The organism is Streptomyces tremellae (assembly GCF_039540215.1).
Lineage (GTDB): Bacteria > Actinomycetota > Actinomycetes > Streptomycetales > Streptomycetaceae > Streptomyces > Streptomyces tremellae.
On the sequence record NZ_BAABEP010000042.1, the window covers coordinates 48580 to 62165 of the forward strand.

Consider the following 13586-nt stretch of genomic DNA (forward strand, 5'->3'; position numbering starts at 1 on the left):
CCTGTTACACGGCGGTTTCGATCCCGCGATACCGGGGCATGACCCGTTAGCGCCGCGGGCAATGAGGCCCGCGCCCCCGGACAGACGCCGGACTGTCCGGCACACACCGCGTCCTTCGCTGGGCGGCCGTCACCTCGGAGACCCCGCTGGGACGCGTTCAGGTGTCCGCATGTTGGATGGAATCTTCCGCTTTCTGGGCAGAACCCCATCATGTAACCTGCACGAAATTTCTTTGGAGGGCCAACGTCGTCCCTCGGTTCTTGCATATGCCACGACGACGACGGGAGAGCCGATGCGTTCGCACGCCTGGTCGCCCATGGACGGTCGCCCCGCCCCGCAGGGGATGTACGACCCCCGCAACGAACACGACGCGTGCGGCGTCGGCTTCGTCGCGACCCTCACCGGCGATGCCAGCCATGAGCTGGTCGAGCAGGCGTTGACCGTCCTGCGCAACCTCGAGCACCGGGGCGCCACCGGCTCCGAGCCCGACTCCGGCGACGGCGCCGGTATCCTCACGCAGGTCCCCGACGCGTTCTTCCGTGAGGTCGCGGGCTTCCCGCTGCCCGAGCCCGGCGCGTACGCGGTCGGCACGGCCTTCCTGCCCGCCGAGGAGGCGGACGAGGGCGTCGAGGCCATCGAGGCCATCGCCGCGGAGGAGGGCCTGACCGTCCTCGGCTGGCGCGAGCTGCCCGTGGCCCCCCAGACGCTCGGGCTCACCGCCCGCGCCACCCAGCCGATCTTCCGGCAGCTGTTCGTGACGGACCACGCGAGCACCGGCATCGCACTGGACCGCAAGGCGTTCGTGCTGCGCAAGCGCGCCGAGCGCCAGGCGGGCGTGTACTTCCCCTCGCTGTCCTCGCGCACCGTCGTCTACAAGGGCATGCTCACCACCGAGCAGCTTGAGCCCTTCTTCCCCGACCTCTCGGACCGCAGGTTCGGCAGCGCGATCGCCCTCGTGCACTCGCGCTTCTCCACCAACACGTTCCCGAGCTGGCCGCTGGCCCACCCGTACCGTTTCGTCGCGCACAACGGCGAGATCAACACCGTCCAGGGCAACCGCAACTGGATGCGCGCCCGCGAGTCGCAGCTCGCCTCGGGGCTGTTCGGCGAGGGCGCCCTTGAGCGGATCTTCCCGATCAACACGCCCGGCGCCTCCGACTCGGCGACCTTCGACGAGGTCCTCGAACTGCTCCACCTCGGCGGCCGGTCGCTGCCCCACTCGGTGCTGATGATGGTGCCCGAGGCGTGGGAGAACAACGACGCCATGGACCCGGCACGCCGGGCCTTCTACCAGTACCACTCCACGATGATGGAGCCCTGGGACGGCCCCGCCGTGGTGGCGTTCACGGACGGCACCCAGGTCGGCGCCGTCCTCGACCGCAACGGGCTGCGCCCGGGGCGCTACTGGGTCACCGACGAGGGCCTCGTCGTCCTCGCCTCCGAGGTCGGCGTCCTCGACATCGACCCCGCCAGGGTCGTGCGCAAGGGCCGCCTCATGCCGGGCCGCATGTTCCTCGTGGACACCGCGGAGCACCGCATCATCGAGGACGACGAGATCAAGGCGGCGCTCGCCGCCGAGCACCCGTACCAGGAGTGGCTCGCCGCCGGGGAGATCGAGCTCTCCGACCTGCCGGAGCGCGAGCACATCGTGCACACCCACGCCTCCGTCACCCGCCGCCAGCAGACCTTCGGCTACACCGAGGAGGAGCTGCGCGTCCTGCTCGCGCCGATGGCGCGCACCGGCGCGGAGCCGATCGGCTCCATGGGCACCGACTCGCCGATCGCGGCGCTCTCGGCCCGCCCGCGGCTGCTTTTCGACTACTTCACCCAGCTGTTCGCGCAGGTCACCAACCCGCCGCTGGACGCCATCCGCGAGGAGCTCGTCACCTCGCTGTACTCGTCGCTCGGCCCGCAGGGCAACCTGCTCGAACCGACCGCCGCGTCCTGCCGCAGTGTGACGCTGCCGTTCCCCGTCCTCGACAACGACGAACTCGCCAAGCTCGTCCACATCAACGCCGACGGCGACATGCCCGGCATGGCCTCCGCCACCCTCTCCGGGCTCTACCGGGTCGCGGGCGGCGGCGAGGCGCTGGCCGCGCGCATCGAGGAGATCTGCGCCGAGACGGACGCCGCGATCGAGAGCGGCGCGCGCATCATCGTGCTCTCCGACCGGCACTCCGACGCCGAACAGGCGCCCATCCCCTCCCTGCTGCTCACCGCGGCCGTCCACCACCACCTCATCCGCACCAAGCAGCGCACCCAGGTGGGGCTGCTGGTCGAGGCGGGCGACGTGCGCGAGGTCCACCACGTCGCGCTGCTCATCGGCTACGGCGCCGCCGCGGTCAACCCGTACCTCGCGATGGAGTCGGTGGAGGACCTGGTGCGCGCCGGGACCTTCATCGAGGGGCTCGAACCCGAGCAGGCCATCCGCAACCTGATCTACGCGCTCGGCAAGGGCGTCCTGAAGGTCATGTCCAAGATGGGCATCTCCACCGTCGCCTCGTACCGCGGCGCGCAGGTCTTCGAGGCCGTCGGCCTCGACCAGGCGTTCGTCGACAAGTACTTCAACGGCACCGCGACCAAGATCGGCGGGGCGGGGCTCGACATCGTCGCCCAGGAGGTCGCGGCCCGGCACGCCAAGGGCTACCCGGCCTCCGGCATCTCCGCGAGCCACCGCAAGCTGGAGATAGGGGGCGAGTACCAGTGGCGCCGCGAGGGCGAGCCGCACCTGTTCGACCCGGAGACGGTCTTCAGGCTCCAGCACGCCACCCGCTCGGGGCGCTACGACATCTTCAAGAAGTACACGGACCGGGTCAACGAGCAGTCCGAGCGGCTGATGACGCTGCGCGGCCTCTTCAACTTCGCCTCCGGCCGCGAGCCGATCCCGGTCGAGGAGGTCGAGCCGGCCTCCGAGATCGTCAAGCGGTTCTCCACCGGCGCCATGTCGTACGGCTCGATCTCGCGCGAGGCGCACGAGACGCTCGCCATCGCCATGAACCGGCTCGGCGGCAAGTCCAACACCGGTGAGGGCGGCGAGGACACCGACCGCCTGCACGACCCGGCACGGCGCTCCGCGATCAAGCAGGTCGCGTCCGGCAGGTTCGGCGTCACCAGCGAGTACCTCGTCAACGCCGACGACATCCAGATCAAGATGGCCCAGGGCGCCAAGCCGGGCGAGGGCGGCCAGCTGCCGGGGCACAAGGTCTACCCGTGGGTCGCCACCACCCGGCACTCCACGCCCGGCGTCGGCCTCATCTCGCCGCCGCCGCACCACGACATCTACTCGATCGAGGACCTCGCCCAGCTCATCCACGACCTGAAGAACGCCAACCCGCGGGCCCGCATCCACGTGAAGCTGGTCTCCGAGGTCGGCGTCGGCACGGTCGCGGCGGGCGTCTCCAAGGCCCACGCCGACGTCGTGCTGATCTCGGGACACGACGGCGGCACCGGCGCCTCCCCGCTCACCTCCCTCAAGCACGCGGGCGGCCCCTGGGAGCTCGGCCTCGCCGAGACCCAGCAGACCCTGCTGCTCAACGGCCTGCGGGACCGGATCGTCGTACAGACCGACGGCCAGCTCAAGACCGGCCGCGACGTGGTCATCGCCGCGCTCCTCGGCGCCGAGGAGTTCGGCTTCGCCACCGCGCCGCTCGTGGTGTCCGGCTGCGTCATGATGCGCGTCTGCCACCTCGACACCTGTCCCGTCGGCATCGCGACCCAGAACCCGGTGCTGCGGGAACGGTTCTCCGGCAAGGCCGAGTACGTCGTGCGGTTCTTCGAGTTCATCGCGCAGGAGGTGCGTGAGCTCCTCGCCGAACTCGGCTTCCGCACCCTGGAGGAGGCCGTCGGCCACGCCGAACTCCTCGACACGGAGCGGGCCGTGAACCACTGGAAGGCCCAGGGCCTCGACCTGGCACCGCTGTTCCACGTGCCGGTGCTCGGCAGGGGCGCCGTGCGCCACCGCACCGTCGAGCAGGACCACGGCCTCGGCAAGGCCCTCGACAACGAGCTGATCCGCCTCGCCGCGGACGCGCTGAACGCCGAGAGCCCGGAGGCCGCCCAGCCGGTGCGCGCGCAGATCGGCATCCGCAACATCAACCGCACCGTCGGTACCATGCTCGGCCACGAGGTCACCAAGCGCTTCGGCGGCGCCGGCCTGCCCGACGACACCATCGACATCACCTTCACCGGCTCCGCGGGCCAGTCCTTCGGCGCGTTCCTGCCGTCCGGTGTGACCCTGCGCCTCGAAGGCGACGCCAACGACTACGTCGGCAAGGGCCTTTCGGGCGGCCGGGTCGTCGTACGGCCGGACCGCGGCGCCGACCACCTCGCCGAGTACTCGACCATCGCGGGCAACACCATCGCGTACGGCGCGACGGGCGGCGAGCTGTTCCTGCGCGGCCGCAGCGGCGAGCGCACCTGCGTGCGCAACTCCGGCGCGACCGTGGTCACCGAGGGCGTCGGCGACCATGGCTGCGAGTACATGACCGGCGGGCGCGCGGTCGTCCTCGGGCCGACCGGACGCAACTTCGCGGCCGGCATGTCCGGCGGCATCGCGTACGTCATCGACCTGGACCCCGACAACGTCAACGCGGGCAACCTGTCCGCGGTCGGGCCGCTCGACGACACCGACAGGCAGTGGCTGCACGAGGTGGTGCGCCGCCACCAGGAGGAGACGGGCTCCACCGTCGCCGCGAAGCTGCTCGCCGCGTGGGACACCGCCGTCGACCGCTTCAGCAAGATCATCCCCACCACGTACAAGGCAGTGCTCGCCGCCAAGGACGCCGCCGAGCTGGCCGGACTCTCCGAGACCGAGACCACCGAGAAGATGATGGAGGCGGCGACCCATGGCTGACCCGAAGGGCTTTCTCACCACCGGCCGCGAGGTCGCCAGGACCCGGCCCGTCGAGGAGCGCGTCAAGGACTGGAACGAGGTCTACGTCCCCGGCTCGCTGCTGCCCATCATCAGCAAGCAGGCGGGCCGCTGTATGGACTGCGGCATCCCGTTCTGCCACAACGGCTGTCCGCTCGGGAACCTGATCCCCGAGTGGAACGACTACGCCTACCGGGAGGACTGGAACGCCGCCATAGAGCGGCTCCACGCCACCAACAACTTCCCGGAGTTCACCGGCAGGCTGTGCCCCGCGCCGTGCGAGTCCGCGTGTGTGCTCGGCATCAACCAGCCGCCGGTGACCATCAAGAACGTCGAGGTCTCCATCATCGACAAGGCGTGGGAGTCGGGCGACGTCACCCCGCAGCCGCCCGAGCGGCTCTCCGGCAAGTCCGTCGCCGTGATCGGCTCGGGCCCCTCGGGGCTCGCCGCGGCCCAGCAGCTCACCCGCGCAGGGCACACCGTGGTGGTGTACGAGCGCGCCGACCGCATCGGCGGCCTGCTGCGCTACGGCATCCCCGAGTTCAAGATGGAGAAGTCCCACATCAACCGCCGCGTCGAGCAGATGCGCGCGGAGGGCACCAAGTTCCGCACGGGTGTGGAGGTCGGCAGGGACGTCGACGCGGCGAAGCTGCGCCGGCGCTACGACGCCGTCGTCGTCGCGGCCGGCGCCACCGTCTCCCGCGACCTGCCCGTGCCGGGCCGCGAGCTGAACGGCATCCACTTCGCGATGGAGTACCTGCCGCTGTCCAACAAGGTGCAGGAGGGCGACCTCACGGTCTCCCCGATCACCGCGAAGGACAAGCACGTCGTGGTCATCGGCGGCGGCGACACCGGTGCCGACTGCGTCGGCACCGCGCACCGCCAGGGCGCCCTGTCCGTCACGCAGCTGGAGATCATGCCCCGGCCGGGCGAAGAGCGCAACGAGAACCAGCCCTGGCCCACCTTCCCGATGCTCTACAAGGTGACCTCGGCGCACGAGGAGGGCGGCGAGCGGCTCTACTCGGTCTCCACCACCCACTTCGAGGGCGACGAGGACGGCAACGTCCAGTCGCTGCACCTGGTGGAGGTGGAGTTCAAGGACGGCAAGCTCAACTCCCTGGAGGGCACGGAGCGGGTCATCCCCGCGCAGCTCGTCACCCTCGCGATGGGCTTCACCGGCACGGACCAGTCCAACGGCCTGGTCGAGCAGTTCGGCGTGGAGCTCGACGCGCGCGGCAACATCGCGCGCGACGCCGACTTCGCGACCAACGTCCCCGGCGTGTACGTCGCGGGCGACGCGGGCCGCGGCCAGTCGCTGATCGTCTGGGCCATCGCGGAGGGCCGCTCGGCCGCCCGCGCGGTCGACGGCTACCTGACGGGCGCGAGCGAGCTGCACGCCCCGATCCGGCCCACGGACCGCGCGCTGACGGTCTGAAGGGCCCCCGCGGGCGGCACCCGGGCCCCGCGCCCGGTGCCGCGCCGCGGGTCCAGGACCGTCCCCGCCGCGGGCGGTCCTGCCCCACACGTCCCGTACAACGGCGTACGGGCGGCCGGGCCGGGGGAGGCGCTTCCCCGGCCCTCCGCACGGCACGGTGCCCGCCCACGCGTCCCCGACCGGACAGGGCGGGTGCCGTGGCATGTGCGTGCTCGCGCGCGGTGCCCGGCGGCGCGGCCGCGTAGGCTCTGTGCCCACGGGCAGGGGCCGGGCCCCCGGGGGCCCGGCCGGCGGGGAGGGGGAGCACGGATGGCACAGGCGGACGCGCGGACAGGCCCCGCGATCAGCTTGGAGAAGATGGGGCGCACCGCGCCCGGCCTGGTGAACCTGTACAAGAGCGCCGCGGTCTCCCTGGAGAAGAGCGGCCTGGGCGGGCAGCGCGCGGCCGTCTACCTCGTGCTCGACCGCTCGGGCTCCATGCGGCCCTACTACCGCGACGGCAGTGTGCAGGCGCTCGCCGAACGCGTCCTCGGCCTCTCCGCCCACCTCGACGACGACGGGACGGTCCCCGTCGTGGTGTTCTCCACCGACGTGGACGCGCAGGCGGAGATCTCGCTCGACCGCCACGAGGGCCGCATCGCCGAGATCGTCGCCCCGCTCGGGCACATGGGCCGCACCAACTACCACGTCGCGATGGACGCGGTCATCGACCACCACCTCGACAGCGGCTCCACGGATCCCGCCCTCGTGGTGTTCCAGACCGACGGCGGGCCGAGCAACCGCCTCGCCGCCGAGCGCTATGTCTGCAAGTCGGCGTCCCTGCCGGTGTTCTGGCAGTTCATCGGCTTCGGAGACCCGCGCGGCCACCACTTCGACTTCCTGCGCAGGCTGGACGAACTCGCCGTCCCCGAGCGGCGCGTGGTCGACAACGCGGGCTTCTTCCCCGCAGGACGTGCCCCGCGCCGGATGAGCGACGCCACCCTCTACGACCGGCTGCTCGGCGGGTTCCCGCGCTGGCTCGCGTCGGCCGCCGACCGGGGCATCCTGCCGCGCTGAGGGGTGCCGCCGCACCGCGGAGGGGGCGCGCGTCGGAGGAGAGCCGGTGAACTTCCCGCAAACGGACAGCCGTTGGCATTGACGTGGGCACGTCTACGCGCGTCATCATGGAGCCATGCGTACACCCCCACGTCTCGCCGCGCTCGGCGGCATCGCAGCCCTTGTCTCCTCCCTCTTCCTCGGCGGCGCCGCCGCGTCCGCGTCCGCGGCTCCGGCCCCGGTCGCCGCGCGCGTCGTCTCCGTCGCGGCCGTCGGCGACGTCTGCTACGGGGACCTGCCCTCCCAGGCCCACGACACCCAGGACCTCATCGACCAGGGCGGTCCCTTCCCCTACAAGCAGGACGGGGAGGTCTTCCGCAACGACGAGCACCTGCTGCCCAGCCAGTCCAACGGGTACTACCACGAGTACACGGTCGTCACCCCCGGCTCCTCCGACCGCGGCGCCCGCCGCATCATCACCGGGCAGAAGAACGACGAGGAGTACTACACCTCGGACCACTACGCGTCGTTCGACGCGATCGACTTCTCCTGCTGACCGAGGGCCGATCCGCCCGACCCGGGCCCGGTCCGCCCGATCCGCGCTCCACCACCGAGTCCGGCCCCACCCGGAGAGGTAGCCTCCGCCCCATGACCACCACCTATGTGATCGAAGGGGCGGAGGTCACCGGCCTCGACGCCTTCTGGCGGGCCGTCGGCGCCGCCGTCAACGGCCCCGGCGGATACTTCGGCGCGAACCTCGACGCGCTCGCCGACTGCCTGCGCGGCGGCTACGGCACCCCCGACGACGGCGACTTCGTCTTCGTCTGGCGCGACCACGCCCGCTCCCGCGCCGCCCTCGGCCACGCCGAGACCGCCCGCACCCTCGAACGCCGGCTGGCCCGCGCCCACCCCACCCAGCGCCCCGCGCTCCGCGCCCGACTCGCCGAGGCCCGCGCCGGCCGGGGGCCCACCGACTTCGACGACCTCGTCGCCGTCTTCGAGCGCGAGGCCCCCGGCGCTCTGACCCTGGCCTGATCCGCCCGTCCGCCCATCGGCGGCGGAGCGCGCCCCGCGATAACAAATATTGAAATCTGTCATTGCATATGTGATGCTCTCTGGGTACGTCCGCCACGTCCCAAGGAGCCACCTGTGCAGACCCGCACGCTCGGTACCACCGGCCCCCAGGTCTCCGCCCTCGGCCTCGGCTGCATGGGCATGTCGCCCGCCTACGGCGAGACCGACCGCCCGGAGTCGATCGCCACCATCCACGCCGCGCTCGACGCCGGGGTCACCCTGCTCGACACCGGCGACTTCTACGGCATGGGCCACAACGAACTGCTCATCAACGAGGCCCTGCGCACCGCCCCCGCCGCCCTGCGCGAACAGGCCGTGACCAGCGTCAAGTTCGGCGCGCTCCGCGACCCCGAGGGCCGGTTCCTCGGCAACGACGGCCGCCCCGAGGCCGTGCGGAACTTCCTCGCCTACTCGCTCCAGCGCCTGGGCACCGACCACATCGACATCTACCGGGTCGCCCGCGTCGACCCCACCGTGCCCATCGAGGAGACGGTCGGCGCCATCGCCGATGCCGTAGACGCCGGATACGTCAGGCACATCGGCCTCTCCGAGGCGGGGCCGGAGAACATCCGCAGGGCCGCCGCCACCGCCCCGATCGCCGACCTCCAGATCGAGTACTCCCTGCTCGACCGCGGCATCGAGGACGAGATCCTGCCGCTGTGCCGGGAGCTCGGCATCGGCATCACCGCGTACGGCGTCCTCTCGCGCGGCCTGATCAGCGGGCACTGGACCCGCGACAGGAAGCCGGGGCCCGGCGACTTCCGCGGTCTCAGCCCCCGCTTCCGCGCGGAGAACATCGACAGCAACCTCGACCTCGTGGACGCGCTGCGCGCCGTCGCCGACGCCAAGGGCGTCACCGTCGCCCAGACGGCCATCGCCTGGGTCCTCGCGCAGGGCGGGCGCAGGGGCGCCGCCGTCGTGCCGGTCGTGGGGGCCCGCCGCCGCGACCGGCTGGCCGAAGCGCTCGGCGCGCTTGACGTTAGGCTCGACGACGATGACCTGGCCGCCGTCGAGGAGGCCGTGCCACCCGGCGCCGCGGTCGGCGCGCGCTACCCGGAGGAGCAGATGGCATACCTCGACAGCGAGAAGAAGCAGACGACATAAGGGACCCGATGCCGCCCTCCGAGACGCCCCTGACCCCCGAGCGCATCCTCGAAGCCACCGAGGACGTACTGCGCCGCTACGGCCCGGCCAAGGCCACGGTCGTGGACGTCGCGAGGGCGCTCGGCGTCAGCCACGGCACCGTCTACCGCCACTTCCGCACGAAGGCGGCGCTGCGCGAGGCCGTGGCGGTGCGGTGGCTCGCACCCGAGCAGGGCGACCTCTGCGTCATCGCGGAGGACAGCGGCGCCGCAGAGGAGCGGCTGCGCCGCTGGCTCGGCTCCCTCTTCGAGGCCAAGCGGCGCAGGGCGGGCGAGGACCCCGAACTCTTCGCCACCTTCCTCGCGCTCGCGAGGGAGAACAGCGACGCGGTCGCCCGGCACATCGCCGTCCTGATCGGGCAGCTGGAGGTGATCGTGGCCGCGGGGATCGCGGACGGCGAGTTCGCCGCCGACGACGCGGCGGCCACGGCGCGCGCCCTCTGGCACGCCACGGCCCGCTTCCACGACCCCGCGCACGCCCACGAGTGGCACGCGCCCGAGACGGCGGCGGACTTCGACGAGGTGTGCGCGCTGCTGCTGCGCGGCCTGCGGCCGTAGACCGCTCCCCGCGCGCCCCGTCGGGCGGTGCGCAGCCCCGGTCGGCGAAGGCGATCAGCCAGCCGAAGCACTCGTCCACCCTCGCGCGGCGCCCGGGACCCGCAGGCAGCGCCCGACGACCGCGGGGCCCTCGGCGCGCGGGTCCGCCCAGTCCGGGCCGAGCGTCCCCATCACCACCGCCGCGAGCACCGGGCAGCGCACGTCCCCGAGCCGGGCGGTCCGCGTCGGCGGGGGTGCCGCGCCCCAGGCGCTGGAGCGCCTTCATCCGGCCCGGCTCGCGCAGCACCGCGTCGATGCGGGCGAGCCGCCCGACCAGAGCCGCGGGCTGCGAGCCCGGGGCGGGCTACCTCCAGGTACGAGCGCCACAGCCGCGCCGCGACGGTCGGCTGCCGAGCAGGCCGGCGCCGAGCAGCCGCACCGTGCCTCGCCTGAAGCATGGCGCCCGTGAGTCCCCGGGGCGCGCGGACTGCTCGCGCGTGCGGGGCGCGATCTCCGCCACCGCGGTGATCAGCGAGGGCTCAAGCGCGGCCACGACGGTGGCGCCGCCGCCCCAGACCGAGTGCCCGACGAGCACGGCGGGGCCGCCGAGGTGGCGGATCACCGCGAGCAGGTCGTCCGCGACGGCCGTACGGCTCCACTCGGGCCAGTCGGCGCGCGACCCGCCGAGGCCGCGCAGGTCCACCGCGGCGGCGCGGTGGCCTGCCGCGACGAGCGGCGGGGTCACTTGGCGGCAGGCCTCCCCGCTGTCGCCCGTACTGTGGACGGGGGCGATCAGCGGGCCCGCCCCCGCCACCCCGTATGCGATCGCCCCGCCTCTCGGGCGGTCACGCGGTCACTCCTGGGTGAAGCCGTCGAAGTCGACCTCGCCCGTGGTGCCCGGGTTGTGGGAGGTGGCGTAGACGCCCACGTCCTGGGTGGCCGCCGCGCTCGGCACGTCCGCCGTGCCGATCGTCTGCCAGGTGCTGCCGTCGGTGGAGTAGTAGCCGGTGTACGTGGTGCCCTCGCGCACCAGCTTCAGCCACGACGGGTAGGCGGCCGTGCCGGCCTCGCTCTGGGTGTCGAGGGTCCCGTCGCCGTCGCTGTCGGAGTCCAGCAGGTACCCGTGGCCGGGCGTCTCGGCGAGGATCACGAAACCGGGGGAGTGGTCGGCGTCCGTGATGTCGTCGCGGGCCATGATGCCGGTCTTCGCCCAGGCGTCGGTGTCCGCCTGGGAGTCCACCCTGACCGTGGTCGTGGAGCCGTCGTGGCCGGCGCCCGGCAGGTACAGCGCGCCGTACTCGTTGATGCCGTTGTACAGGTCGGCGCCCTGGGCGCGGATGCCGAGCCTGGTGCCGTCCTGGCTGAAGTCCGCGCTGGTCGAGGCGAAGGCGCGGTACGGCGCCCGTACCGGTTTGTGCACGGTGACCGAGTCGCCCGCCGACTGCCGGGCGGGCACGGCCCCCAGGTAGCGGTACGCGGCCGAGGCACCGACCGTGCCGGTGGTGAAGAGGCCGCGCGACGCGGGGACCGTCACCCGGTACGTGGCGCGCGCCGTGCCGCCCGCGCGCACCTCGCGGAACGAGGTGGGCGAGGTCGCGACGGCCGTGAGGCCCGCGGAGGGCGCGAGCTCCAGGCGGACGTCCCTCACGGGCGTCGAGCCGTAGTCGGAGAAGGCCGCGGTGACGGTGTACGCGGAACCGCCGGGCACCTGCGCGGGGCCGGCCGACCAGTGGACCGCGACCGCGGTCGCGGGACGGGTGGCGGGCGCGGTGTACCGCAGCGGGTGGACGCGGTACAGGGCCACGCCGTGCGGCGGCACGTCGGCCGCGATCGTGCCGGCCGACTCGGAGGCGCGGTGGGTCCACAGGTCCCGCACCGCGTAGTCGGCGGCTGCGGGCAGCCCGAGCGCCGCCGCGGTGGTGGTCACCGCGCGGGTGCTGGTGCCGGTGTTGAACAGGCCGACGACCGCGTCGCCGTTCTTCTCCCGCTTCGCGAAGACCTGGGCGGTGGCGTCCTTGGCCAGCCGCCGCGCGTCGACGGCGTCCTGGTCGACCGCCAGCACGTCGGTGTTGCGCAGCAGCGCCAGGTCGGCCCGGTCGAGGCGGGTGATGTCGGTGCCCAGCATCAGCGGCGACGCGGCCAGCGACCACAGGCTCAGCTGGGTCTTGCGCTCGTCGGGCGTCAGTCCGTCGTCGGCCCCGTTGCCGACCTCGATCGAGTCGTCGTCGTTGAAGCCGCCGGAGCCGCCGTACGGTGCCCAGTCGGCCACCTGGTCGAAGCGCGAGGAGACGGACGACCAGGAGGTCAGCGGGAAGCTGCTGTCGTCCTTGCCGCAGTAGCACTCGATGTCGCCGCCGGTGCGCCAGCCGTCCGAGAGCGCGGCCCACTGGTCCGCGTTGCCGATGTCGAGGCTGTTCGACAGCTCCAGGTGGATCGGGCGCCCGGTCTGCCGCAGCGCCCTCGACCAGGCCCGCACGTCCTGGATGTCCGGGGTGCCGACCCCGTCGATCTTGACGTAGTCGACACCCCAGCCGGCGAACTGGTCGGCCCAGGAGTCGGTGAAGGCCTGGGCACCCGGCTTGGTGTAGTCGATCCCGACCATGCCGCCGCAGTTGTAGTTGTTCTCCGCTGCGGAGGTGGCGATGTCGGCGGCGTGGTACGTGGTGCCCTTGATCCCGGTGTTCTCCACCACCGCCTGGTGGGAGATGCCGGGCGTCACGTACAGGCCGAACTTCAGGCCGAGGGAGTGCACGTAGTCGGCGACGGCCTGGACGCCGTTCTCGCCGCCCTTCGGCGGGAACGCGGCCTCGTCCGTGACCCAGCGGCCGTAGCGGTCCACGTCGGGACCCTGGCTGCCGGGGCAGTGGTACCAGAAGTCGTCGACGTTGACGTAGAGGTAGCCCTCGCGGGCCAGGCCGCTCGTCTGCATCGCCCGCGCCGCCGCCTCGATGTTCTGCGCGGTCGGGTTCTTGCGGACGAAACTCCAACTGCTCCAGCCCAGCGCGGGCTTCGCGCCCGCCGCCCGGGTGCCCGTGCCCCGGCCGGCGCCGCCGCCCTGGGCGCCGTCGGCCTGTGCCTGAGCCGTCAGTCCCGTGACGAGCAGCAGGCACCCGGTGACCGCGGCCAGCAGGCCGCGTACGGATCTCTTCATCGAGCCGTCCTCCACGGCCGCGCCGCAGCGGCGCGGCTCCTCCAGCGCTTGTTCCGTGCGGGTCCGGCGATTGGCGGCTCGGGGACCACGGCGCGAGCGAACAGAATCGAACGCGAACCCTCGGATATCACCAAACGGTTGTGCGCATGTCAAGACATGCGACCGAGGCCGCCCGCCCGCCGCACCCCGGTCAGCGGCGGCGCGGCGGAGTCCGCTCAAGGGACCTGCGCACCGGTCCCGGAGGCAGCAGCGCCACCGCGTCACGGGCGCGCTGCCACGCCGGGCCCGCCGGATCGGCCCCGGCGAGCAGCCGCGCCAGGGCCGGAGCCGCCCGGCCGTCGC

The 13586-nt window shown here is 72.7% G+C and carries 9 protein-coding genes; 7 read left to right on the forward strand and 2 right to left on the reverse strand.

What is annotated here, in order from left to right:
* The first annotated feature begins 292 nt into the window (after positions 1-292).
* The 7 genes from gltB to ABEA77_RS24305 all read left to right on the forward strand — a co-directional run bounded on the left by gltB (position 293) and on the right by ABEA77_RS24305 (position 10114).
* Positions 293-4852 (forward strand): glutamate synthase large subunit, encoded by a 4560-nt coding sequence (gene gltB / locus ABEA77_RS24275; RefSeq protein WP_345651449.1) that lies wholly within the window; start codon positions 293-295, stop codon positions 4850-4852.
* Entirely contained in the window at positions 4845-6305 is a 1461-nt protein-coding gene (locus ABEA77_RS24280) for a glutamate synthase subunit beta (RefSeq protein ID WP_345651452.1), read from the forward strand. Before gltB ends, ABEA77_RS24280 begins: the two co-directional genes overlap by 8 nt.
* A 309-nt stretch (positions 6306-6614) precedes the next feature.
* On the forward strand, positions 6615-7361 hold the full coding sequence (locus tag ABEA77_RS24285; RefSeq protein WP_345651455.1) for a VWA domain-containing protein: 747 nt from the start codon (positions 6615-6617) through the stop codon (positions 7359-7361).
* 115 nt (positions 7362-7476) lie between these two features.
* Positions 7477-7896, forward strand: a complete 420-nt coding sequence (locus ABEA77_RS24290; protein ID WP_345651456.1) for a ribonuclease domain-containing protein — start codon at positions 7477-7479, stop codon at positions 7894-7896.
* Between the two features lie 92 nt (positions 7897-7988).
* On the forward strand, positions 7989-8375 hold the full coding sequence (locus ABEA77_RS24295) for a barstar family protein (RefSeq protein WP_345651459.1): 387 nt from the start codon (positions 7989-7991) through the stop codon (positions 8373-8375).
* A gap of 114 nt (positions 8376-8489) precedes the next feature.
* Entirely contained in the window at positions 8490-9518 is a 1029-nt protein-coding gene (locus tag ABEA77_RS24300; protein ID WP_345651462.1) for an aldo/keto reductase, read from the forward strand.
* An 8-nt stretch (positions 9519-9526) separates the two neighbouring features.
* Entirely contained in the window at positions 9527-10114 is a 588-nt protein-coding gene (locus ABEA77_RS24305) for a TetR/AcrR family transcriptional regulator (protein WP_345651465.1), read from the forward strand.
* A 343-nt stretch (positions 10115-10457) separates the two neighbouring features.
* Here ABEA77_RS24305 and ABEA77_RS24310 read toward each other — a convergent pair whose 3' ends face one another.
* Positions 10458-10907, reverse strand: a complete 450-nt coding sequence (locus ABEA77_RS24310; protein WP_425588378.1) for an alpha/beta fold hydrolase — start codon at positions 10905-10907, stop codon at positions 10458-10460.
* 39 nt (positions 10908-10946) lie between these two features.
* Complete coding sequence (locus ABEA77_RS24315) at positions 10947-13244, reverse strand: NEW3 domain-containing protein (protein WP_345651471.1); 2298 nt, start codon at positions 13242-13244, stop codon at positions 10947-10949.
* Between the last annotated feature and the right edge of the window lie 342 nt (positions 13245-13586).